Below are 22,649 nucleotides of genomic sequence, written 5' to 3' on the forward strand. Positions count from 1 at the left end.
GGGAAACAGTTCAGCCATGGACCGCGAATTCCTGATCGACCTGTTCGCCGATTTCGGCCCCGTCGCCATTCGGAAAATGTTTTCCGGCTACGGCATCTCCGCCGACGGCATCAATTTCGCGCTGTCCCTGCGTGCCGGCCTGTTTTTCCGCGCCGACGAGATGACCATCCCGGACTATGAGGCGGAAGGCTCGAAGCCATTCCAGTACTCGACCCGCGCCAAGACGGTGCTGGTGAACTCCTACTGGGAGCTGCCGGCCCGCCTGTTCGACGATTCCGCGGAACTTGCGCAATGGGCGAGGGCCGCGCTCGCCGCCGCCCAGCGCGCCAAGGTGAAGAAGCGGCCCAAGGCTAAGAAGGCGGTAAAGAAGCCAGCGAACCAGCCGGCGAAGAAGGTCGCCAAGCCTGCTAAAGCGGCGAAGAAAGTCGGCAAGAAGAGCCCGGCCCGCGAGCGCGCCACGCGAAGGGCTTGAGGTTCACTCCACGGCCTTGGTCAGCCCAACCCGCATGTCCTTGGCGGTGAAGACGCAGATGCCGTCGGCAAGCACGCGACCGTCGGCAATTCCGAGCACCAGCTTGCCGCGCCGGACCATCCGCATGGCGACCTCGTAGCGCACGCGTTGCGCGTTCGGGGTGACCTCGCCCGTGCACGCGACTTCGCCGACGCCGATGGCGCGGCCCTTGCCCGGCGAGCCCGACCATCCCAGCCAGTAGCCGACCATCTGCCACATGGCATCCAGCCCCAGAGAGGCCGGCATCGTCGCGTCGCCGCGATAGTGGCAATCGAAGAACCAATGGCCCGGGGCGATGTCGAGCTCGCCGACGATGTGGCCCTTGCCGAACTCGCCGCCGTCCAGGCTGATCTCCGTGATGCGATCCATCATCAGCATCGGCGGCGCCGGCAATTGCGCATTGCCCGGGCCGAAATAGCCGCCCTCGCTCGATCTCAGTAGCTCGTCCCTGGTGTAGGACGGTTGCGGTGCGTGAAAATCATGCGGGTTGGGCAAGACGACAAGTCCTCCGGATGCTCGCAGTCGCGCGCCTCGAGACGGCGACGGAGATGTCGTTTGTCAGGGCAGAATGTCAAGCGTCGGTGGCGATGCGCAGCTTCGGCGTCACGCCACCCGGTTGTGCGTCTCGACCGCGAATTCCGGGTCGGCCTCGCAGATCACGCGGTTGCGGCCGTTCCGTTTGGCGGCGTAGAGACAGGCATCCGCCCGTTCGATCAGCGCATCGGTGTCGTCGCCCTGCTTGAGCATGGAGACGCCGACGGAGACGGTGACGCGGCCGAGGATTTCGCCGGTGGACTTCTTTTTCAATTCCTTGGCCATCACCGCGCGGCGGATGTGATCGGCCACCGTCAGAGCCTGGCGCAGCGCGGTGTTGGGCAGCACGACCGCGAATTCCTCACCGCCATAGCGCGCGGTAATGTCCTGGCCCTTGATGGTCTGCTTCAGGGACAGACCGACCAGCCGCAGCACCTGGTCGCCGGTGAGATGGCCGTAGGAATCGTTGAACGACTTGAAATGATCGATGTCGACCAGCAGCAGCGACAGCGGCTCGCCGGAGGCGAGCGCGCCTTGCACGGCCATGTCGATCATGCGATCGAAATATTTGCGGTTGCCGAGCCCCGTCAGCGGATCGGTCAGGCTCTCGGCGCGGATCGCCTCCAGGCTCTGCTGGAGGTTGCTGATCTCGCTCTTCGAGAGAGTCAGCCGGTCTTCCAGCGCCTTGTTGGTCTCGCGCATCTCGTTGGTGGAACGCAGCAGCGTCTCGACGATCGACTTGATCTGCTCGCGGCTCTTGGCCGATGACAGCTTTTCGGTCGCGCCCGACAGGCTGGCATCGTAGGAGCCGGTCATCCCAAGCGCGTGGCCGAGAACCTTCATCACGTCGTCGATCTCGCCGATGACGCGCGCGCCGACCTTGTCGATGCGGTCGGTGGTCTTGATGTGGGAGAGATAGGTCTCGTAGATCTGATCGAGATCGGCTTCGGTCAGCTTGCCGCTCCGCGCCAGCGTCTCGTTGATGATCTTGTTGAGCGGGGCGTTGTAGCCGGTGGCGTAGACGAACCAGATCTCGTAATTGCGGGGAATTGCCGTCTGCCGTAGCGATCGGATTTGACCGAGCGCTACCTCGGCGAACGCCATCGTGCGTTCGTGTTCGTCGAGCACCTTGACCACGGAACATACCCCACAACGATCGGCGCGCCGTCGACCGCAGCAATACTTAAATTATGTTCGTAGGCTAACGGACGATCGTGAACGCCCCGTAAATATACGTCCACGAATGCATCCGAAAAAGTGCGCGCCGGCTTTATTCAACCAAAGCCGGGCGCGCACCGCGCTTCAGGCACCGGCGGGGGAGCGAACCGGCCGCAGCAGAAAGGCCGGCAGATGCGAGTGGTCGCCCGGCTCGCTGTCGGCCTCGCGTTGACGGCGCGGCTCGGGACGGCCGATCGACGGCACATGCGACGGATTGGGCTGCTGGCGCGCACCGTCACGCGGCTCGGATGATGGCTTGGCTTCACGCGGCGGCCTGGCTTCACGCGGAGGTCTTGCTTCACGCGAAGGCCTGGCCTCGCGCGCGGGCCTTGCTTCGGAAGCGGGCCTTGCCTCGGGAGCGGACCGTGCTTCGGCTGAAGGCTGTGCCTCGCCACGCGGTTCGTGGCTGCGCTCACGATCGCGACCGCGCTGCGGCTTGCCGCGTCCGCCGCGTGAACGTTCACGGCCGCGCTGCTCGCGCGGACGCTCGCTCGAATCGGAAGCGTCGGTGCGGACTTCGAAATCGCCTTCGGCGCGTGGAATGGTCTGGCCGATCAGCTTCTCGATCGCGACCATCGACTTCTGGTCGAGCGGCGTGACGAGCGAGATCGCCATGCCGGACCGGCCTGCGCGACCGGTGCGGCCGACGCGGTGGACATAATCGTCGGGATGGTGGGGAACGTCGAAATTGAAGACGTGGCTGACCTCGGGGATGTCGAGGCCGCGGGCGGCGACGTCGGATGCGACCAGCAGGGGCAGCTCGCCCTTGCGGAACTGCTCGAGTGCCGCCGTGCGGGCCGACTGGTCCATGTCGCCGTGGAGCGCGCCGACGCTGAAGCCGTGCTTTTGCAGCGATTTGTGAACGACGGCGACCTCGCGTTTGCGATTGCAGAAGATGATCGCGTTCTGGAGATCCTTGGCCTCGCGCAGCAATCGGCGAAGCAGCTCGCGCTTCTCGTGCGCCTCGCGCCCGGCCGGGACCTGACACTGCGTAACGGTCACAGCGGTGGTGGCGGGCTTCGATACCTCGACCTTCTGCGGATTGTGCAGGAAGGTTTCGGTGATGCGGCGGATCTCCGGCGGCATGGTCGCCGTGAAGAACAGGGTCTGCCGCGTGAACGGGACCAGCTTGCAGACGCGCTCGATGTCGGGAATGAAGCCCATGTCCAGCATGCGGTCGGCTTCGTCGATGACGAGCAGCTCGACACCGGTGAGGAGCAGGCCGCCGCGCTCCGTGTGGTCGAGCAGGCGGCCGGGAGTGGCGATCAGGACATCGACGCCGCGCGTCAGCTTGGCATCCTGGTCGCCGAAGGAAACGCCGCCGATCAGGAGGGCGACGTTGAGTTTCTGGCCCGCGCCGTAGCGGTCGAAGTTTTCCTTCACCTGCGCCGCGAGTTCGCGGGTCGGCTCTAGGATCAGGGTGCGCGGCATGCGCGCCCGAGCGCGGCCCTTCTCGAGAATGGTGAGCATCGGCAGCACGAAGGCCGCGGTCTTGCCAGTGCCGGTCTGGGCGATGCCGAGCACGTCCTTGCGAGCGAGGACGTGAGGGATCGCCTGTTCCTGAATGGGGGTGGGGGTGGTGTAACCGGTGGCCGCCACTGCGGCGAGGACTTTTTCGGATAGTCCGAGATGGGTAAAAGACATTGAGCCTCTGGTCGAAACCGCCGTTCGGAATCGAGGGTAATAAGGCTGTCGCGTTCCACCCCGAAACGGCGCGCTCTCAAAGAAGCTGGGGGTGCTGACTCACGCGAACAAAGCGCCAGGCTCAGGAATCGCTCTTCGATCTGAGCCGCGTCGCCACGGAACATAGGCGGGAATCGGCCAAAGTCAATGGAGCAGGCGCGGGAAGGCCCTAAAAAACCTGAGGTTTTCGCCCAAATAGCGGGCGCGGCTGCAGTTTTCCGCCCAATCGTGCGATCGGCCGGGGCTGCCCAAACGTCGGCTAACGCCCCTCCGGCCTCTGCGCGCGGAAGTCGCCGGGGGCCATCCCGTAGGCGGCGTTGAAGACCCGGTAATAGGTCGCGAGGCTGTCGAAGCCGCAGGAGGTCGCGATGTCGGCGATCAACCGGTCCGGGGCTTCGCGCATCAAGCGGCGGCTCTGGTTCAGGCGTTCGTCGGTCACGATTTGCGAGAAACTCCTGGCGGCGCCTTCGAACAACATATGCAGGTGACGCACGGAGACGCCGAGTAGGTCGGCCACCATGGTCGGCGCCAGATTTGGGTCTTGCAGGTGACGCGCGATCAGGCGCCGTGCGTGCGAGAGCCGGGCGGTCCGCAGCGCGGCCTGCCCGAGGCGGCTGCCGGGCCGCACGATGCCGCGCTCGATCAGCGCCAGATGGGCTAAAGCCTCGACGAGGGAAGCGGCATCGGCGGCGCCGTCATCACCCGCGGCAACCTCGCCGAGATCGGCGAAGCAGGCGTCGAGCAGGGGCTTCAATCCGGGATCGTCGAACGTCCGAGGCGCAAGCTCGCGCATGCGCTTGTCCTGCGTGGAGAGGCCGCTCAAGGGAATCTTCAGGATCCGCAGGTGGAAGCCTCCCGCGCCCAGCGGTGCCGCGCGATAGGGCTGGTCGGTATGGCTGGTCGCGAAGCTGCCATTGGCGATCGTGAAGTCGCTGCCGCGCATGCCGCCGAACCAGGCGCCGCTCCCGAGCTGCTGATAGACGCAGAGGCTGTCGCCCGGCGCGTCAGCGATGTCGGTCATGCTGCGCTCGACCGTGTAGTGCGAGGCCTTCAGTTCGACGAGGCCGGCTCCGCCAAGCTGGTGCAGCGAGAATTCGCCGAAGAAGTCCGCGCGGCGTTCGCGCTCGAGTTCGACGGTGACGCCGAACAGGCCCTTGGCGCGCACCTCGCGCCAAAAGTCGAAGCGGTCGTGCGGCTCGACCTCGTCGGTGCACCAACAATACACAGCGGCCCCCACTTCCAGCGGAATTGCCCACAAGAATTGACCGAGAAAAAGCAAATTCCGGTGGCATCTACCATAGCTGGACGACAGACCTGAGTCCTCAGGGCTGTTGAACCAGCGATGTGGCTGGGCCGACTATCACATCAACGACGCGGTTCCCATGAACCGCTGTTCGAGGGAACCGGCGTGGGGCCGTTCTTGAGGGATTTTCGATGACGCGTCGGCTTTTCAGAGTACTGGCAGCGCTTGGCCTCGCGGCCGGCCTCAGCGGTTTCGCGCTTCCCGCCTGTGCCGAGAAGCGCGTTGCGCTCGTCGTCGGCAACAACGACTACAGGAACGTTCCAAAGCTGCTCAAGGCGGTCAACGACGCCCGCACCATGGGCGATACGCTGAAGCAGCTCGGCTTCTCGGTGATGGTCGCTGAAAACCAGAGCCGGCAGCAATTTTCAGAGACGCTGCTCGCGTTCGATCGGACGATCGAGCCCGGCGACACCGCGTTCTTCTTCTATGCCGGCCACGGCTTCGAGATCGCTGGCCAGAACTATCTGCTGCCGACGGACGTGCCGGCGGCGACGGAAGGGCAGGAAGAGCTGGTGCGTGACGCCTCCATCCTGGCCGATCGCATCGTCGAGCGCCTCCAGAACAAGAAGGCGCGAACCTCGATCCTGGTGTTCGACGCCTGCCGCAACAACCCGTTCGAGCGCAAGGGTACCCGCGCCGTCTCCGGTGGTGGCGGGCTTGCCCCGATGGTGCAGCTGCCCGAAGGCGTGTTCTCGGTCTTCTCGGCCGGCCCGCGCCAGACCGCGCTCGACCGCCTCTCCAACGACGACGCCAATCCCAATTCAGTGTTCACGCGCACCTTCGCCAAGGAACTGCTCCAGCCCGGCGAGAACCTGGTGCAAGTGGCGCAGCGTACGCGCCGTCTCGTCAGCGAGATGGCCGACACCGTCAAGCACAGGCAGGTGCCGGTCTATTTCGATCAGATGGTCGACGACGTCTTCCTCAGCGGCATCGCCAAGGATGCCGCCCCGCGCCCGGCCGACCCACCGGCGCAGAAGCTCGCGGCGCTGCCACCGGTCTCAGTGCCGCGCGTGCCGAAGGAGGAGACCACCAACGCGCCGATCGCGAGCTTCTCGCGCCACAATGGCGGCTGGAGCGTGGTGTTTTCCTTTGCCGATCCGACGCTCGGCGTTTCCTGGCGCATGGCCGGCAATGGCGACTTCCGCGAAACCGGCTTCATCGATACGCTCGACCCGCGTACGCGCAAGAGGATGCCGAACCCGTCGATCGAATTGCCGCCGGACGCGCAGGCCGGCACCATCGAGGTCCGCTATGTCGACCAGTCCGGTGATATGCAAGGCCCGTTCCCGATCAGGTTCGATCCCGAGGCCGCGCTGATCCGCGACCAGCGCAAGATCCTCGACATGACCGCGACGAGCTGGCTGTCGTTCCGCGAGTTCAACGGGCTGCTGGTCTACTACACGCACCTCGTGTCCTATCGCTGCGCCATCCGCGAGGTGCGCATCGGCATCGACACCGCCGTTCCGAACCAGGTGTTGAAGATGCCCGGCTGCGACATGCGCGATCCCAGCGCGATCAGCGCCGGCATGCCGCTCTACATGAAGCTCGCGCCGGCAACGCAGTTCATCTCGGTGGAGTTGACCTATCGCGACGGCAGCGTGTCGGAGATCAAGAGCTTCCGCAGCGCGAACCGCAGCAACAACTGAGGTGTCGAGCGGGCCGCGTCCGCCGCAGCCATTCGCGGCGCTTCCTGATGAAGCGCTTGACGGCCTCGATCAAGGGCGGAGTCAGCGAGAAGAACGCGCCCATCGCGATCGAGGCGATGACGCGGCGCAGCAGGAGCTTCTCCTACTCCTCGTACGGGTAGCCGTTCTGCTCGATGCGCACCGGCGCAAGCGGCGGCCTGCGCGGTGCGATCATGATCAAGACGAAAAGCACGTTGATCAGGATCCAGACGCCGAGCAGTATGAGGATTGTCTGCACTGCAATTTCCTCAATGAGTCGGAATTGGCGACAAGGCTAACGGCCATTCACAACTGCGGCAAATGATTCTTGCTTGCTGCACTGCACAGAAACATTGACCCCTAGATGAGGACCGGCCGTGAAACCCGATACGCCGCAGAATCCCCAAGGCGCTTCGCTGAAAGTGCGGTGTTGCATCGTCGGCGGCGGACCGGCGGGCATGATGCTCGGCTATCTCCTGGGGCGCGCCGGCATCGATGTCGTGGTGCTGGAGAAGCATGCGGATTTCTTCCGCGACTTCCGCGGCGACACCGTGCATCCCTCGACGCTCCAGGTGATGGACGAACTCGGCCTGATCGACGGATTCCTGAAGCTGCCGCATCAGCGCTTGCAGAAGATGGACGGCCTGTTCGGCGGTACCCCCGTTCGCATCGCCGATCTCAGCCGCCTCCGCACCAAGTACCCCTTCATCGCCTTAATGCCGCAATGGGATTTCCTGAATTTCCTGCGCGAGGCCGGCCAGCGCTTCGCCTCGCTGAAGGTGATGATGAACACCGAGGCGGTCGATCTGATCCGCCACGGCGAGACCATCGCCGGCGTGCGAGCGAATACGCCTGACGGCATCGTGGACATCGAAGCCGATCTCACCATCGCCTGTGACGGCCGGCATTCGAGCGTGCGCCAGCATTCCGGCCTCGAGGTCGAGGAGATCGGCGCGCCAATGGACGTGCTGTGGTTCCGCGTCGGACGCAAGGCGAACGAAACCGAGAACCTGTTCGCTCGCGTCGAGCCCGGCAAGATGATGATCACCTTCGACCGCGGCGACTACTGGCAGTGCGCCTATGTCATCGCCAAGGGACAATACGACGCGGTGAAGGCGAGGGGATTGCAGGCGCTGCTCGACGACGTCGTCCGCATGGCGCCGATCCTGAAGGGCGGCATTGCCGATGTGAAGAGTTTCGACGACGTCAAGCTGCTCACCGTCGCGATCAACCGCCTGCCGCGCTGGACGCGGCCGGGCCTGCTTCTCATCGGCGACGCCGCACATGCGATGTCGCCGGTCGGCGGCGTCGGCGTCAATCTCGCCGTGCAGGATGCGGTCGCGACCGCAAACCTGCTAGCGGACAAGCTGCAGCGCGCCTGCCCGTCGGAGAACGAACTCGATGCTGTGCGCCGTCGCCGCGAATTCCCGGTGAAGATGACGCAACGAATGCAGATGATCGTGCAGAACAACATCATCAGCGGCGCCTTGCAGGGTGGCGACCGGCCGCTGAAAGTGCCGCTGGTCCTGCGCCTCATCACCGCGCTGCCGTGGCTCCAGGGCATTCCGGCGCGCCTGCTCGCCCTTGGCGTCCGGCCCGAGCACGTGCAGTCGAAGGCTGCGCCGGCACGGTAGCGCAAGGACTTGGTAGGGATAACGCTGCGTTAAATCGCGGTCGACGCGTTGCCCGCGTGCAACAGCGCAAACGGATTGAAGGCGCGCTGCTTGCCAATCCGACATCTTAACTGTCTTGATTCAAATTTGAGTAAGACCTGCGTGTGAGCGTGCACCCATCAAAGGACACGGGGTGTACCATGCGTAACAAGTTGATTGCCGCCTTCGCCTGCACGACCGCTCTGGTTTCGACCGGCGCCGCTTCCGCCGCCGATCTCGGTGCGCGGCCCTACACAAAGGCGCCTGCCTATATGGAGTCGATGTTCAACTGGACCGGCTTCTATGTCGGCGGCCACATCGGCGGTGCATGGACCAACGAGCAGTTCATCAACAACGGGACCGGCGCACCGTTCGGCGATCTGACCCCGGGGCAGGGTTACCGTCAGCGCAACTCCGGCATCCTGGGCGGCGCCCAGATCGGCTACAACTGGCAGGCCAACAACTACGTGTTCGGTATGGAAGGCACGATCTCGGGCCTCGACAACAAGGGCTCGTTCTTGAACACCGCGTTCGGCGCGGGTGACGACGTGTTCTCCTGGCGCGCCAATGTGCTGGCCACCGTCGTCGGTCGTGCGGGCTTCGCCGTGCAGAACAACCTGTTCTACATCAAGGGCGGCTATGCCGGCGTGAACAACCGTCTGTCGGTCACCGATACCGTCGGCGTGGCCACTGGTTCTGGCGGCCAGACCCATTGGGCCAACGGCTGGACCGTCGGCGCCGGCTGGGAATACGGCATCACCCGCAACTGGATCGTCGGTCTCGAGTACAATTACGCAGCCTTCGCCAGCCAGACCTATCAACTTGGCGGCACGTCGGGCAATTACAGCTTCGATGCCAAGCCGCGCGACCTCCAGTGGGCCGTCGTGCGCGCCAGCTACAAGTTCGACGCGCCTGTCATCGCCCGCTACTGAGTGGGTCAACGAACGACCAAGCAGCCATAAAAGACGATCACTGCCCAAATTTAAAAGCCCCGGCATCGTCCGGGGCTTCTTTTTTGTGTGCAGATTTATTCGCGTACGCCTAGGCCATCACCGAGAACCCGCCGTCGACCGGGATCGCGGTGCCGGTGACGAAGTTGGAGGCGGACGAGGCAAGGAACACGGTGATGCCGGCGAAGTCGTCGATGTCGCCCCACCGCCCCGCAGGCGTGCGTGCCAGCACCCGCTCGTGCAATCCTGATACCTGCTGCCGCGCACCGCGGGTCAGATCGGTGTCGATCCAGCCCGGCAGGATGGCATTGACCTGGATGTTGTCGGGCGCCCACGCATTGGCGCAGGCGCGCGTATACTGAACGATGCCGCCCTTGCTCGCCGCATAGGCCGTTGCGAAGCTCGCGCCGAAGATCGACATCATCGAGCCGATGTTGATCACTTTGCCGTTGCCGGACGCCTTCAGCGCCGGATAGGCCAGCTTCGAGCACAGGAAGGCGCTGGTGAGATTGGTGTTGATCACCGTATTCCACTCGTCGAGCTCGAGCTCGTGCGGCGGCTTGCGGATGCTCATGCCGGCATTATTGATGAGGATGTCGATGCGGCCGAGATCACCGACGACACGCTCGACCATTGCGGCGATGGCCGCCTTGTCGGTGACGTCGGTGGGAACGGAGATTGCCTTCACGCCGCGTTGACCGAGATCGGCAACGGCGGCGGCGGATTTGGTTTCGTTGCGTCCGACCACGGCGATGTTGGCGCCGGCATCGGCGAGGCCCCGGGCCATGCCGAGCCCGATGCCGCCATTGCCTCCCGTGACGATCGCGACCTTGCCGCGGAGATCGAACCGACTGGATGTCATGCTGCTATTCCCTGGTTTCTTCTATTGGTTGCTCTGCCAGATCAGCACCAGCCCGAAGCCGGCCATGGCTGCGCCATAGCCGGCCCATTGCAACTGGTTGACCATGAAGCTCGATCGCGGCCACGCAACGGTGCCCGTGCCCTGTCCGATCCAGAGCAGCCCGACGGCAAGGGCAAACAGGCCTGCGATCAGCAGAAATCTGCGCATGCATTCCTCCCCATCGGTCTGATTCTGTCATAGCCGGACCAATCGATGCCGCGGCCACGAAAACTTGGCGAGAGACTAGCCGCAGCCGTGGCTGGGATACAATGCCTGCTGATGCAGGCCGCAGGGCGGATGCATGTCCAGACGCAAGATCGCGGGAAAGCCAGGTTTGGAGATGCCTACCCAAAGCTGAAAAGCGGGCATCAGCCGCTGAAGCACCGCACAACGAAAAAGCCCCGGACGATGCCGGGGCTTTGACGTCTGAACTTGCGTTCGGATCAGTACTTCGCGACGACCGGACCGGTCCAGTTGAAGCGGTAGACCAGCGAGGTGGAGATCGTCTGGTTCCAGCTGTTGGCGCGGATGCTGTTGATGCCGGTCGGCAGGTTGGTGGCGTCGGAGATTTCGTCCCGGGTCTTCGCACCGTAGAAGGCCGAACGATACTCGGTCTTCATGAACCAGCCGGGTGACTGGATGCCGAAGATGTTCAGGTTGTTCTCGACACCGCCGCCGATGAACCAGCCGTTGCGGTTATAGCCGTTGAGATGCACGCCAGAAGCAACGCCGCCCAGGGTCGTGAAGTTCGTGCTGCCGAAATGGGCGCCCGAGTAACCGCCGTTGACATAGGAGAGAACATTCGGGGCAACCAGCCAGCCGAGGCGCACACCGGCGGCCCAGGAGTCTTCCAGCTTCTGCTTGCCGGTGTAGCCCAGGATCGGATCCTGAACGGTGCCGCTGATGCTGCCGAACTGGCCATCGGCGAACACGCCGGCAACCCAGGTGCCGCTGAACTGCCAGTCGTAGCCGAGACCAACGGTGCCGAACCAGCCCGAAGCACCCTGGCGCTGTGCAATCGTCAGGGGCAGGCCCGTCGGGGTCGAAAGGATGGTCTGGTCAGAGGCCGAGATGCCGCCGCCGGCGCCGCCGAAGAGGTAGAAGCCGGTCCAGCTGGCGACGGGAGCTGCCATCGGGGCCTTCACGTAGGGACGGGCGCCAAGGTCAGCGGCCGAGGCCGAACCGGTCATCGCGGCAACCGCGGTCAGTGCGAGCAAAATCTTCTTCATCTTAAAATCCCCAAGCTTTGGTCTGTCTGGCAGGCGCGAGCGCACTGAAGTCCGTGTGATCTGATGTTCCGGACTATACCTGCTTCTCTCCGAAATGCTGTTGCAGAGCAGGCACAGTCGCCGGGAAACGCCGCACGGCGGGGATTCTGAGCGTCGTTGTCGAAATATACAATATGCCTGCATTATCAATGCGTTATTTAGAATTTTGCGATCTGTGTTTTGGTAACTTCTCGTTAGCAAATCCGGCTTTGTCCGATATGGAGGCAATCCTGCATCAGCCTGGCTGGGTGAGTCGTTGGCCGAGTCGCGATGCGACGAGGCCGGAATCAGCGAAGTCGAGGCCGACCGTTGGCCGGGTGGTCGGGCAAGATCGGCGGGCAGGATCGGCGGGGAAAGAGCGGTTGTCGTCCCAAAAACAAGAGAGCCCCGGGCTTCATGCCGGGGCTCAGGATGGGATACGACCGGGCAGCGCCTGCGGATCAGACGTCCAGCAAATCGTCATTGGCGAATTCGGCCTTGTCCGAGATGAACGCGAAGCGCGCTTCGGCCTTGGTGCCCATCAGGCGCTCCACCGAATCCGCCGTGGTGTCGCGGTCGTCGGCGAGCAGAACCACTTTCAGCATGGTCCGCTTTGCCGGATCCATGGTGGTTTCCTTGAGCTGCGCCGGCATCATTTCGCCGAGGCCTTTGAAGCGATTGACCTCGACCTTGGCGTTGGCGTTGAACTCGCTCTTGATCAGCGCTGCCTTGTGCGCGTCATCGCGGGCGTAGACCGACTTCGTGCCGTTGGTCAGCTTGTAGAGCGGCGGCACGGCGAGGAAAAGGTGGCCTTCGTCGATCAGCCGCGGCATCTGCCGGTAGAAGAAGGTGATCAGCAGCGAAGCGATGTGGGCACCGTCGACATCGGCGTCGGTCATGATGATGATGCGCTGATAGCGCAGATCCTCCTCGCGATACTGCGCGAGCATGCCGCAGCCGATCGCCTGCACGAGGTCGGCGAGCTGCGTGTTCGCCGTCAGCTTGTCCTTGCCGGCGGACGCGACGTTGAGGATCTTGCCGCGCAGCGGCAGCACGGCCTGGGTCTTGCGGTCACGCGCCTGCTTGGCGCTGCCGCCGGCCGAGTCTCCCTCGACGATGAAGAGTTCCGAGCCGTCCAGGCCGGCATCGCTGCAATCGGCGAGCTTCCCGGGCAGGCGCAGCTTCTTGCCGGCCGTCTTGCGCGCGGTCTCCTTCTCTTGCCGGCGGCGCAGCCGCTCCTCGGCGCGGTCGATCACGAAGTCGAGCAGCCTGTTGGCCTGGTTCGGATTGCCCGACAGCCAATGGTCGAACGGGTCCTTCATCGCCTGTTCGACGATGCGCTGCGCTTCGGCGGTGGCGAGACGGTCCTTGGTCTGGCCCTGGAATTCAGGTTCGCGCACGAACACCGAGAGCATCACGGCTGCACCCACCATCACGTCTTCAGACGTAATGGACGACGCGCGCTTGCCTTGGCCGACGCGCTCGGCGTGATCCTTCAGACCGCGCAACAGCGCGCTGCGCAGGCCGGATTCGTGCGTGCCGCCGTCGGGCGTCGGCACGGTGTTGGTGTAGGAAGACAGGAAGCCGTCGGCATCCGCGGTCCAGGCAACGGCCCATTCGCAGGCGCCATGCGCGCCGTTGCGGCCCGACTTGCCGGAGAAGATGTCGGGATGCACCAGCGTGTCGGCATGGATCGCGGCCGCCAGATAATCCTTGAGGCCGCCAGGAAAGTGGAACGTGGCCTCCGCCGGCACGTCGTCGACGCCCTTGAGCAGTTCGGGCGCGCAATTCCAGCGGATCTCGACACCACCGAACAGATACGCCTTCGAACGCGTCATCTTGAACAGGCGCTGCGGCTTGAACGCGGCCTTGGCACCGAAGATGTCGGTGTCCGGCTTGAAGCGCACGCGGGTTCCGCGGCGGTTGTTGATCTTGCCGAGATCCTCGAGCTTGCCCTTCGGGTGCCCGCGCTCGAACGTCATGCGGTAGAGTTTCTGGCTACGCGCGACCTCGACCTCGAGCAGCGAGGAGAGGGCGTTCACCACGGATATGCCGACGCCGTGCAGGCCGCCCGAGGTCTCGTAGACCTTGGAATCGAACTTGCCGCCCGAGTGCAGTGTGCACATGATGACTTCGAGCGCCGACTTCTTCGGGAATTTTGGATGCGGATCGATCGGGATGCCGCGGCCGTTGTCTGTGACGGTCAAAAAGCCGTCCGCGCTCAACTCGACTCCGATGAAGGTCGCATGCCCCGCCAGCGCCTCGTCCATCGAGTTGTCGATGACCTCGGCGAAGAGGTGATGCAGCGCCTTCTCGTCGGTGCCGCCGATATACATGCCGGGCCGGCGGCGCACCGGTTCCAGACCTTCGAGCACCTCGATGTCGGCTGCGGTGTAGTCGGCCTCGGCGCCGCCCGCGCGCGGGGCTGCCTTGCCGGGACGAGGCTTCGGCTCATCGCCGCCGAAAAAATCGTCTTTTGCTTTGGGTTTCAACTGCTTGGACATATATCTTTATGCGTTTTGAGGGCCGCATGAGCGGCGAATCGGTTGGCGCGACTATGCCACTTCTGACTTGGAAAGGTTATCGCAGGGCGGGCCGGGCGGTGTGGTTGGGAGCCAATCCCGGCGATTTTACGCCGCAGCCCTATCAAATCCCGGCAATTTGACGGTCCGGTCCAGCCTGGACCGGACTTTGTGACTTGATGTCACACAAGTCCTTGGCTTACCAGTCCTTTTCATCGAGCAGCACCTTCGGGCAGGGCGGAAAGGCTATTTTTGAATGGAGCAGTTTGCGCACGGGCTCGCTGATTTCGTGCGCGCTCACCAGACATGGGCAGCTCCCATCGTGTTCATGCTCGCCTTCGGGGAGTCGCTTGCCTTCATCTCGCTGCTGATCCCGGCTTGGGGCGCGTTGGTTGCGATCGGCGCGCTGATCGGCGCGAGTGGCATCAGCTTCTATCCGGTCTGGATCGCCGGCGGCATCGGCGCGGCGCTGGGCGACTGGGTCTCGTATTGGTTCGGCTATCGCTACAAGGAGAAGGTCGCCCAGATGTGGCCGCTCTCGCGCTATCCGGAACTCCTGCCCAGGGGTGAGGCTTTCGTGCGCAGCTGGGGCGTGCCGAGCATCTTCATCGGCCGCTTCTTCGGCCCCTTGCGTGCCTCCGTGCCGCTTGCGGCCGGCATTTTCGAGATGCCCTATTGGAGCTTCCAGGCGGCCAATTTCGTCTCGGCGCTGATCTGGTCGGCGGCGCTGCTGCTGTTCGGGGACGTGATCGCGAAGATCATGGAATGGATCTGGCGGGTGGTGTGACGTCCGAACCTTGACGCGAACCGCAACTGGCCCTATAGCCCCGCGCCATGATCAACGCCGCGACCATTTTGTTCGCCCGTCGCCGCCGCCGCAGCTTTGCGGTTTGGGCGGTCGATCGCGTTTGAGATCATCGTCTTTGCCGCTGGATCCGATCCGCGGCATTCTCTCTCCTGTCAGTGCGATCTGATCCGGCGGCCACCAAGGAGGCCAGCAGGAGACTACGATGTACACGCCACCCTTTTTCAAGCAGGACCGCGCCGCGAGCCTGAAATTCGCCGACACGCGCGGCTTCGGCACCATGTGCGCCTTCGACGGCCACAAGCCGGTCGCCTCGCCGCTGCCGTTCTATCTGACCTATGCCGCGGACGGCACGCCGCAGGCTGCCTTTCATGTCGCCCGTCACAATCCGCTGCTAAAGCTTGCGGACGGGACGACCTCCTGGCTGCTCGCGGTCAACGGTCCCGATGCCTACGTGTCGCCGGACTGGTACGTCTCGCCGGATCAGGTGCCGACCTGGCTGTACCAGTCGGTCCATCTGACCGGGCCGGTGCGGTTGTTGTCGGATGGTGAACTGGCCGAGCAAATCGATACGCTCAGCGACAAGTTCGAGAGCTGGCTGTTGCCGAAGAAGCCGTGGACGTCGGCCAAGATGACGGCCGGGCGGCTCGAGGCGCTGAAGAAGGCGATCGTGGGTCTGGTCATGACGGTTGAGGAGGTCGAAGCCAGCTTCAAGCTCAACCAGCACAAGTCCGACGCCGACTATACGGCGATCGCCAATGCGCTTGGCGCGCAAGCCCATGCCGACGCCAGGGAGATCGCGCAACTGATGCAGGACGTAAGGCCGGAGGCCTTCGCATCCGAAACCAACATGCTCGAAAGGAACGCGCCATGACCTTTTCTGAAGCCAGCCTCGTTGACACCAAAAATGCCCCGAAGACGGGCGCTGCGACAAAGCCCGCCACGGTCTTCGTCGACGGCGGCTCCGGCACCACCGGGCTCGGCATCAACGAGCGGCTGAAGCTGCAGAGCGACGTGGTCGTGAAGACGATTGCCGACGACAAGCGCAAGGATCCCGCAGCCAAGAAGGCGCTGATGGAGGAGGTTGATCTCGTCATCCTCTGCCTGCCGGACGATGCTGCCAGGGAAACGGTTGCGCTCATCGACAGCATGGGGCCGTCGGGCCCGAAGGTGCTGGATGCCTCGACCGCGTACCGGGTCGCGCCCGACTGGGCCTATGGCTTTCCGGAACTGACGCCGGATCAGGCCGGCAAGATCAAGGCTGCGAAGAAGGTCTCCAATCCCGGCTGCTATCCGACCGGCGCGATCGCGCTGCTGCGACCGATCGTCGATGCCGGCCTGCTGCCGGCGGACTATCCCGTCACCGTCAATGCGGTGAGCGGCCATTCCGGCGGCGGCAAGTCCATGATCGCGAGTTTCGAAGACGGCAGCGCGCCGTCCTTCGAACTCTACGGCCTCGGCTTCGAGCACAAGCATCTGCCGGAGATGCAGCTCTATTCGAACCTGGCGCGGCGGCCGATCTTCATCCCGTCGGTCGGCAACTACCGGCAGGGCATGCTGGTGTCGGTGCCGCTCCAGCTAGACTCGCTGCCCGGCAAGCCCAGCGGCGCCGATCTCCAGGCGGCGCTGGCAAAGCGTTACGCCGGCTCGAAATACGTCTCGGCGATGCCGTTGCAGAACGAGGCGACCAAGGGCGGCAAGCTCGAGCCGGAAGCGCTCAACGAAACCAACATGCTCGAGCTCTACGTCTTCGCCAGCGACAAATACCACCAAGCGGTGCTGGTCGCCCGGCTCGACAATCTCGGCAAGGGCGCGTCCGGCGCGGCCGTGCAGAACATGCGGCTGATGCTGGGCCTTGCCGACGAGTAGCCGATAAGCGTTGCCCGCGAGACCAGTCACGAAGCGACGCTGCAACTTTCTACTCCGGCAAGACGATCCAGCGACGCCTGAAAGGAACGTGTGATGAGTTCGAAGAAAATCGGCATTCTCGGCGCCTCCGGCTACACCGGCGCGGATGCGGTGCGTCTGCTGGCGCGGCATCCGAATGCGGAAATCACGGCACTCACCGCCAACACCCACGCCGGCAAGGCCATGAGCGAGGTGTTTCCGCATTTCTTCATGCTGGATTTGCCCCAACTCGTGGAATGGGAAAAGGTCGACTGGACCAAGCTCGACGCGGTGTTCTGCGGGCTGCCGCACGGCACCACGCAGCAGATCATCGCGGCCGTGCTGAAGGCCAACCCGAAGATCAAGGTCCTCGACATGTCCGCCGATTTCCGGCTGCGCGACAAGGAAACCTACGCCCATTGGTACGGCCACGAACATCAGGCGCTCGAGCTGCAGGGCGAAGCCGTCTACGGCCTGACCGAATTCTATCGGGAGAAGATTACCGCAGCGCGGCTGGTCGCCTGTCCCGGCTGCTATCCCACGGCAGCGCTGTTGGCGCTGGTGCCGCTGGCGAAAGCAAAACTGATCGACGTCGATGACATCGTGATCGACGCCAAATCAGGCGTCACGGGCGCCGGACGCGGCCTGAAGCAGAACACGCTGTTCAGCGAGGCGGGCGAGGGGATTTCGCCGTATTCGGTCGGCACGCACCGGCATGCGCCGGAGATCGAACAAGAGATCGGCGTCGCGGCGGGCGCGAGCGTGACCGTCAATTTCACGCCGCATCTCATACCGATGTCGCGGGGCGAACTCTGCACGTCCTACGTCAAGCTCGACGGCGCGACGCCGGACGACTTGCGGGCCGCCCTCGAGCAAGCCTACGCAAACGAGCCCTTCGTGCATGTCGTCAAGAAGGGCGTGCTGCCGCAGACCCAGAACGTACGCGGCTCGAACTATGTCCAGATCGGTGTCATCGCCGACCGGATCAAGAACCGCGCCATCGTGATTTCGGTGCTCGACAATCTGGTGAAGGGCTCGGCCGGTCAGGCAATCCAGAACATGAACCTGATGTTCGGATTTCCCGAGACCGCTGGATTGGAGCAGATCGCGCTGTTTCCCTGATCGGAGTGGTCGCCGTGGACGAAGGGACTCTGCAATTCTATCGGAGCAACGCCCGGTCCTATGCGGACTGGGCGAAGGCGCCCTCGACGCGGCTGCGCGGCTTTCTCGCTCTGCTGCCGTCCGGCGGCTCGATCCTCGAGCTCGGCTGTGGCGCCGGCAATCATTCGGCGGTGATGCTGGCCGAGGGTTTTTCGGTGCGCGCCACCGACGGCTCGCCTGAAATGGCCGAGATCGCGTCGCAGCGGCTCGGTCATGCCGTCGAGGCGATGCGGTTCGACCAGCTTGACGCGCACGAGGCCTATGACGGCGTCTGGGCCAGCGCCTGTCTCCTGCACGTACCGCGCGACGAGCTCGCCGGCATCCTGGCGCGGATTCATCGCGCGCTCAGGCCGTCAGGCGTGTTCTATGCCAGCTACAAGATGGGCGAGGGCGACGGCCGGGACAGCCTCGGGCGTTACTACAATTATGCGTCGCCAGAATGGCTCGAGGCGACCTACGCCAGCGCGGGTCCATGGATCACGCTGTCGTCGGACAGGAACGTGATCCGGAGCTTTGACGAGACGCCGGCGAACATGCTGCATCTCGTCGTTCGCAAGGCCTGATCTAAAACGACGAGGCCTGATCTCAAACCACCTTGAAGATTGCGACGGCCAGCACGGCCAGTGCGATGAAGCCAACCGCCGCGGTCGACCGTGGATGTCCGTGGCCTTGGCCTCACCGAAGCGGCTTCGGCCGCGCAGGCGCGACCTGCCCGGGCATGACGGCTGCGAGGGCGCCTTCTCAGTACTTCGCGATGATCGGGCCGCCGAATTTGTAGTTGATGCGGGCGGTGATCAAATCGACGTCCTGGCCGATGCGGTCGGTGCGTGAGAACGTGCCGACCGGCGTCAGCGCGCCGTTGGAGGTGAGCGTGACGTCGTGGCGGCCCATGAACAGATGGTCGTATTCGAGGCCGACCGACCAGTTCGGGGCGAAGCCGTATTCGATGCCGACGCCGACCGTGCCGCCCCAGCGGGTGTCGTCGGCACCGTCGAACTCGGCTCCGGCCAGACCGCCCGTTCCGATGCCGCGGTAGCGGTTGCGGGTGACGGCGGCGCCGCCCTTCACGTAAAGCAGTGCGTTATTCCAGGCGTAGCCGACCTGGCCGGTGAACAGGCCGAAAGCATCGACACGGGTGCGGTTCGCGACGCCGGCCACGGCGCTGGCGTTCCGGCCGGAGAGATCTGCCCAGTCGCCCTGCGCTTCAAGGCCGAACACGAAGGCGCTGCTCTGCCAGCGATATCCGATCTGGCCGCCGGCGACGGCGCCCGTCGCGTCATGGCAGCCTTCCGCAACGCCGGCGGCGAAACCAACCGTCTGGTCCCAGCAATTGCGTGACGAGCCATAGCCGCCGTTGGCGCCAATGTAGAAGCCGCTCCAATCATAGATCGCCGCGATCATCGGCGGCGCCTTGGTGTAGGGACGTGCGGCGAGATCGGCGGCACTGGCCTGGGTGGTGACGGCTGCGAGCGAGAGTCCGGCGAGCGCGGATGCAATCTTCCAATTCATATCTGCCCCGAATCATCAATGCGATGACCAAATATACCTGTGGATAGGCGACCCTTCGCGTCAGCCCACGGAAGGCATTCCTGTTTTTGTCGCACTGTCATCCTTCGGCAACACCAGCAGCCGAGGCAGGCTTTCGAGGATTTTACCCCTTTGTTGCAGCCGCTAAGCCATCGGAGCTGCGATCAAACCACCTTGAAGATCGCGACGGCCAGCACGGCCTGCGCGATGAAGCCGACAGTGAAGGCCAGGGTGCGGAAGACGGGGATGCCCATCGCATAGACGATCAGATGCGCGACGCGCGACCAGAAATAGACGGCGCAGGCAAGCACCGTCCATTTCGAGGAGTAGTCGATCGCGTTCAGGATCAGCACCAGCGGCGCGAACAGCACGAGGTTCTCGACGGCGTTGTCATGCGCGAACATGAGGCGGTTCGCCCATTCCGACTGCGGCTTGTCGGTGCGCGAGGGATTGGCCATCGCGCCACCGAGACCGCGAATCTGGCAGCGGTTGATGGTGTAGGGAATCCAGAGGATTCCGGTCAGGACCACCGTCAGTGTCAGCCAGAACAATTCACGCGTCATAACCCGGTCCCCTCATCAATTTCTGCCGCAGGCGTGGAGCTTATACGAAAGCGCGGAAGATTCTGCTATGCGCGAACCCTGACATAGCTGCCGGGCGCGTCCTCGATCGGGGGAAACGCATCGCTGCCGACCGTGCGGGCCGGGACTTCCTCGGGATCGAGCGCGCCCAGCCATTGCCGCCAGTCCGGCCACCACGAGCCCTTGTGCTCGACCGCGCCCTTCATCCACTCGGCGACGTTGGCGGACTTGACGTTGTCGTTGGTCCAGTACTGGTATTTGTTCGAGGCGGGCGGATTGACCACGCCGGCGATGTGGCCCGAGCCGGACAGCACGTATTTCACCGGGCCGCCGAAGAACTGGGAGCCGTACAGCACCGATTCCGCCGGCGCGATATGGTCCTCGCGGGTTGCTAGATTGTAGATCGGTACCATGACCTTGGAGAGATCGAGCAAGGTGTTGTCCAGCACCAACGTGCCGGTCGAGAGCCGGTTCTCAAGATAGCAATTGCGCAGATAGTACGAATGGTTCGACGCGGTCATGCGCGTCGCGTCGGAATTCCAGTGCAGCAGGTCGAACGCGCTCGGCTGCTGGCCCTTGAGGTAATTGCTGACGACATAGGACCAGATCAAATCGTTGGAGCGCAGCATGTTGAAGGCCATCGCCATCTTCGAGCCTTCGAGCACGCCCGCCGCCTTCATGTCCTGCTCGAGGGATGCGATCTGCTCCTCGTCGACGAACACGAGCAAATCACCGGCATGGGTGAAGTCGACCTGTGCCGCGAAGAACGTCGCGGACGCCACGCGCTGGCGGCGCTTCTCGGCGAGCCAGGCCAGCGTGGTCGCGAGCATGGTGCCGCCGACGCAATAGCCGGCGGTGTGCACTTTCATCTCGCCGGTGACCTTCTCGATCACGTCCATCGCCGTGAGCGGGCCTTCCTTCATGTAGTCTTCCCAGCTCTTGGCACCTAGCCGCTTGTCGGGATTGACCCATGAGATCACGAACACGGTGATGCCCTGATCGACGCACCACTTGATGTAGGATTTCTCCGGCTTGAGGTCGAGGATGTAGAACTTGTTGATCCAGGGCGGGATGATCAGGAGCGGCGTGCGCAGCACGTTCTCCGTCGCCGGCGCATACTGGATCAGCTGCATCATCTCGTTCTGGTAGATCACCTTGCCCGGCGTCGTCGCCATGTTCACGCCGACGACGAGATTGTCAGGATCGGATTGACGGATCTTCAGCGTGCCCTTGCCGGCGGCGATGTCCTCGGCCAGCATCTTCAGCCCGCGCGCGAGATTTTCGCCGCTGCTGGCCACCGTCGCGCGCAGCACTTCCGGGTTGGTCAGCACGAAGTTGGAGGGCGAGATCGCGTTGGTGAGCTGCTGGACGTAGAACTCGGCCTTGCGGCGGGTCTGCGGATCGAGCCCCTCGGCGTCCCGCACAAGCTCCTGCGCAAATTTGGTCGTGAGCAGGTAAAGCTGCATCATGAAATCGAAGAACTGGTTCGACTTCCATTCCGGATCGGCAAAGCGCTTGTCGCGCGGCGAGGGCGCGATCGCGGGCGGTGCGTCCTGACCGGCCATGCGGCGCGCCGCCGAGCCCCAGAGGTCGAGATAGTCCTTGGCGAGCTTGGTCTGGAGCTCGGAGGACCGCGACGTATCAGACAGCCAGTATTCGGCGACGGCGGTGAAGGTCTTGATAACCTCGGTAAGCTCGGCCGGCGGCCGATCCTGCACCTCGCCGCTCTCGCGCGGCTTCAGGTACGCGGCGAGCGCCTTGCCGCCGCTTTCCATCGCCCGCGCGACATTCATCGCGAAGGCTTCCGCATCGAACTTCGTCTCGGGTCTGGGCGTATCGGTGGTGGCCATACTCATGAGCAGAACAGTAACGATTCATTCCGTATTCGTCACCGCGAAGCTCGCATGTTTGGCGTTAAACACTCTCGAAGATGTGTTGCAGTGCGACAAATTTTCTTGGTTCCGTCACAATCGAGCCGCACCGCTCGGCTTGGTGGTCCCGGGGTTGTTTTCTCGCTCGCACCGTTTGGGCAGCAATGGTTTGAGCTTGGGCGCGGATTTGGGTAAGATTGCCCCGGGGCCGTGCTTTGGTACGAAGTGGGGATTTCCCTAGTGTTGGCGTTGAGGGACCTGCAAAAGTCGCGGCGGATCTGTGGCGCGCTGCTGATGGCGGCGCTGGCCTTGGGCGGGTGCTCGAGCCAGCTTGCGGATATGACGCCTTCCGATGCGCAAGCGCATCCCAGGGAGGCCGGTAGCTATCTGCCGGTGCACGATCTGCCGCCGGATCGCGATCAGGCGGTCATGCCGCCGGACCAACGGGCCAAGATCGAGGCCGAACTTGCTGCCGCGCGCGACCGCCAGGCGGTTGCCACCAAGGACGCGAAATAGGGCGCTGCAAGGTAATCGCTGGCGCCTCCGCCTCGCCGTGCTAAAAGACCTTAGTTCAGCCGAGAGTCAGGGCGAACGACTTCAGTCAACGTCGGCGATAATTGCTCTAAGTATTT

The 22,649-nt window shown here is 63.8% G+C and carries 22 protein-coding genes; 10 read left to right on the forward strand and 12 right to left on the reverse strand.

Features of this window, described 5'->3' with window-relative positions; translation table 11 throughout:
* The first annotated feature begins 16 nt into the window (after positions 1-16).
* Positions 17-472 carry a TfoX/Sxy family protein gene (locus BRA471DRAFT_RS18335; protein WP_007609829.1) on the forward strand — a complete coding sequence of 152 codons (456 nt, stop codon included), beginning with the start codon at positions 17-19 and terminating at the stop codon, positions 470-472.
* A gap of 3 nt (positions 473-475) precedes the next feature.
* Here the strand turns inward: BRA471DRAFT_RS18335 and fabA are convergent, their stop codons facing one another.
* The 4 genes from fabA to BRA471DRAFT_RS18355 form a co-directional block, all read right to left on the reverse strand.
* Positions 476-1,006 (reverse strand): bifunctional 3-hydroxydecanoyl-ACP dehydratase/trans-2-decenoyl-ACP isomerase, encoded by a 531-nt coding sequence (fabA, locus tag BRA471DRAFT_RS18340; RefSeq protein ID WP_007609833.1) that lies wholly within the window; start codon positions 1,004-1,006, stop codon positions 476-478.
* 108 nt (positions 1,007-1,114) lie between these two features.
* Entirely contained in the window at positions 1,115-2,182 is a 1,068-nt protein-coding gene (locus BRA471DRAFT_RS18345) for a GGDEF domain-containing protein (protein WP_007609835.1), read from the reverse strand.
* Between the two features lie 165 nt (positions 2,183-2,347).
* Positions 2,348-3,907: a DEAD/DEAH box helicase gene (locus tag BRA471DRAFT_RS18350; RefSeq protein ID WP_007609837.1), complete on the reverse strand. Its 1,560-nt coding sequence runs from the start codon at positions 3,905-3,907 to the stop codon at positions 2,348-2,350.
* A 298-nt stretch (positions 3,908-4,205) separates the two neighbouring features.
* Positions 4,206-5,171: a helix-turn-helix transcriptional regulator gene (locus tag BRA471DRAFT_RS18355; RefSeq protein WP_007609839.1), complete on the reverse strand. Its 966-nt coding sequence runs from the start codon at positions 5,169-5,171 to the stop codon at positions 4,206-4,208.
* A gap of 209 nt (positions 5,172-5,380) precedes the next feature.
* Between BRA471DRAFT_RS18355 and BRA471DRAFT_RS18360 the strand changes: the two genes are divergently transcribed.
* Positions 5,381-6,895: a caspase family protein gene (locus tag BRA471DRAFT_RS18360; RefSeq protein ID WP_007609841.1), complete on the forward strand. Its 1,515-nt coding sequence runs from the start codon at positions 5,381-5,383 to the stop codon at positions 6,893-6,895.
* Between the two features lie 142 nt (positions 6,896-7,037).
* Here the strand turns inward: BRA471DRAFT_RS18360 and BRA471DRAFT_RS39995 are convergent, their stop codons facing one another.
* Entirely contained in the window at positions 7,038-7,172 is a 135-nt protein-coding gene (locus tag BRA471DRAFT_RS39995) for a hypothetical protein (RefSeq protein WP_007591544.1), read from the reverse strand.
* A 118-nt stretch (positions 7,173-7,290) separates the two neighbouring features.
* Here BRA471DRAFT_RS39995 and BRA471DRAFT_RS18370 point away from each other — a divergent pair, with 118 nt between their 5' ends.
* Positions 7,291-8,547 carry an FAD-dependent oxidoreductase gene (locus tag BRA471DRAFT_RS18370; RefSeq protein ID WP_007609842.1) on the forward strand — a complete coding sequence of 419 codons (1,257 nt, stop codon included), beginning with the start codon at positions 7,291-7,293 and terminating at the stop codon, positions 8,545-8,547.
* Between the two features lie 179 nt (positions 8,548-8,726).
* The gene (locus BRA471DRAFT_RS18375) at positions 8,727-9,497 is read left to right on the forward strand and encodes an outer membrane protein (protein WP_007609844.1); all 771 of its coding nucleotides are present in this window, start codon (positions 8,727-8,729) and stop codon (positions 9,495-9,497) included.
* 109 nt (positions 9,498-9,606) lie between these two features.
* On the opposite strand, the gene BRA471DRAFT_RS18380 is transcribed toward BRA471DRAFT_RS18375, so the two are convergent.
* The 4 genes from BRA471DRAFT_RS18380 to parE all read right to left on the reverse strand — a co-directional run bounded on the left by BRA471DRAFT_RS18380 (position 9,607) and on the right by parE (position 14,167).
* Entirely contained in the window at positions 9,607-10,377 is a 771-nt protein-coding gene (locus tag BRA471DRAFT_RS18380) for an SDR family NAD(P)-dependent oxidoreductase (protein ID WP_007609847.1), read from the reverse strand.
* Between the two features lie 21 nt (positions 10,378-10,398).
* Positions 10,399-10,584 carry a hypothetical protein gene (locus BRA471DRAFT_RS18385; protein WP_007609848.1) on the reverse strand — a complete coding sequence of 62 codons (186 nt, stop codon included), beginning with the start codon at positions 10,582-10,584 and terminating at the stop codon, positions 10,399-10,401.
* A 275-nt stretch (positions 10,585-10,859) separates the two neighbouring features.
* Positions 10,860-11,645, reverse strand: coding sequence for an outer membrane protein (locus tag BRA471DRAFT_RS18390; protein WP_007609849.1), 786 nt, complete (start codon positions 11,643-11,645; stop codon positions 10,860-10,862).
* A 479-nt stretch (positions 11,646-12,124) separates the two neighbouring features.
* Positions 12,125-14,167 (reverse strand): DNA topoisomerase IV subunit B, encoded by a 2,043-nt coding sequence (parE, locus tag BRA471DRAFT_RS18395; protein WP_007609851.1) that lies wholly within the window; start codon positions 14,165-14,167, stop codon positions 12,125-12,127.
* 274 nt (positions 14,168-14,441) lie between these two features.
* On the opposite strand from parE, the gene BRA471DRAFT_RS18400 reads away from it, so the two are divergent.
* From BRA471DRAFT_RS18400 to BRA471DRAFT_RS18420, 5 genes are all read left to right on the forward strand, one after another.
* Positions 14,442-14,972, forward strand: a complete 531-nt coding sequence (locus tag BRA471DRAFT_RS18400; RefSeq protein ID WP_007609868.1) for a DedA family protein — start codon at positions 14,442-14,444, stop codon at positions 14,970-14,972.
* 223 nt (positions 14,973-15,195) lie between these two features.
* A complete protein-coding gene (locus tag BRA471DRAFT_RS18405; protein WP_007609870.1) occupies positions 15,196-15,864 on the forward strand; it encodes an FMN-binding negative transcriptional regulator in 669 nt (222 codons plus the stop codon).
* Complete coding sequence (gene argC / locus BRA471DRAFT_RS18410; protein WP_007609872.1) at positions 15,861-16,859, forward strand: N-acetyl-gamma-glutamyl-phosphate reductase; 999 nt, start codon at positions 15,861-15,863, stop codon at positions 16,857-16,859. The genes BRA471DRAFT_RS18405 and argC (BRA471DRAFT_RS18410) overlap by 4 nt, the downstream gene beginning before the upstream one ends.
* 93 nt (positions 16,860-16,952) lie before the next feature.
* Positions 16,953-17,999, forward strand: coding sequence for an N-acetyl-gamma-glutamyl-phosphate reductase (gene argC / locus BRA471DRAFT_RS18415; RefSeq protein WP_007609874.1), 1,047 nt, complete (start codon positions 16,953-16,955; stop codon positions 17,997-17,999).
* Between the two features lie 14 nt (positions 18,000-18,013).
* Positions 18,014-18,601 carry a bifunctional 2-polyprenyl-6-hydroxyphenol methylase/3-demethylubiquinol 3-O-methyltransferase UbiG gene (locus BRA471DRAFT_RS18420; RefSeq protein WP_007609876.1) on the forward strand — a complete coding sequence of 196 codons (588 nt, stop codon included), beginning with the start codon at positions 18,014-18,016 and terminating at the stop codon, positions 18,599-18,601.
* Between the two features lie 178 nt (positions 18,602-18,779).
* On the opposite strand, the gene BRA471DRAFT_RS18425 is transcribed toward BRA471DRAFT_RS18420, so the two are convergent.
* The 3 genes from BRA471DRAFT_RS18425 to BRA471DRAFT_RS18435 form a co-directional block, all read right to left on the reverse strand.
* Complete coding sequence (locus BRA471DRAFT_RS18425) at positions 18,780-19,547, reverse strand: outer membrane protein (protein WP_007609877.1); 768 nt, start codon at positions 19,545-19,547, stop codon at positions 18,780-18,782.
* Between the two features lie 182 nt (positions 19,548-19,729).
* The gene (locus BRA471DRAFT_RS18430) at positions 19,730-20,128 is read right to left on the reverse strand and encodes an MAPEG family protein (protein WP_007609879.1); all 399 of its coding nucleotides are present in this window, start codon (positions 20,126-20,128) and stop codon (positions 19,730-19,732) included.
* Positions 20,129-20,193: 65 nt separating this feature from the next.
* Positions 20,194-22,002, reverse strand: coding sequence for an alpha/beta hydrolase (locus BRA471DRAFT_RS18435; RefSeq protein ID WP_007609881.1), 1,809 nt, complete (start codon positions 22,000-22,002; stop codon positions 20,194-20,196).
* Between the two features lie 255 nt (positions 22,003-22,257).
* Between BRA471DRAFT_RS18435 and BRA471DRAFT_RS18440 the strand changes: the two genes are divergently transcribed.
* Positions 22,258-22,533: a hypothetical protein gene (locus tag BRA471DRAFT_RS18440; RefSeq protein ID WP_007609882.1), complete on the forward strand. Its 276-nt coding sequence runs from the start codon at positions 22,258-22,260 to the stop codon at positions 22,531-22,533.
* Positions 22,534-22,649 lie beyond the last annotated feature (116 nt).

The organism is Bradyrhizobium sp. WSM471 (assembly GCF_000244915.1).
Taxonomy (GTDB): domain Bacteria; phylum Pseudomonadota; class Alphaproteobacteria; order Rhizobiales; family Xanthobacteraceae; genus Bradyrhizobium.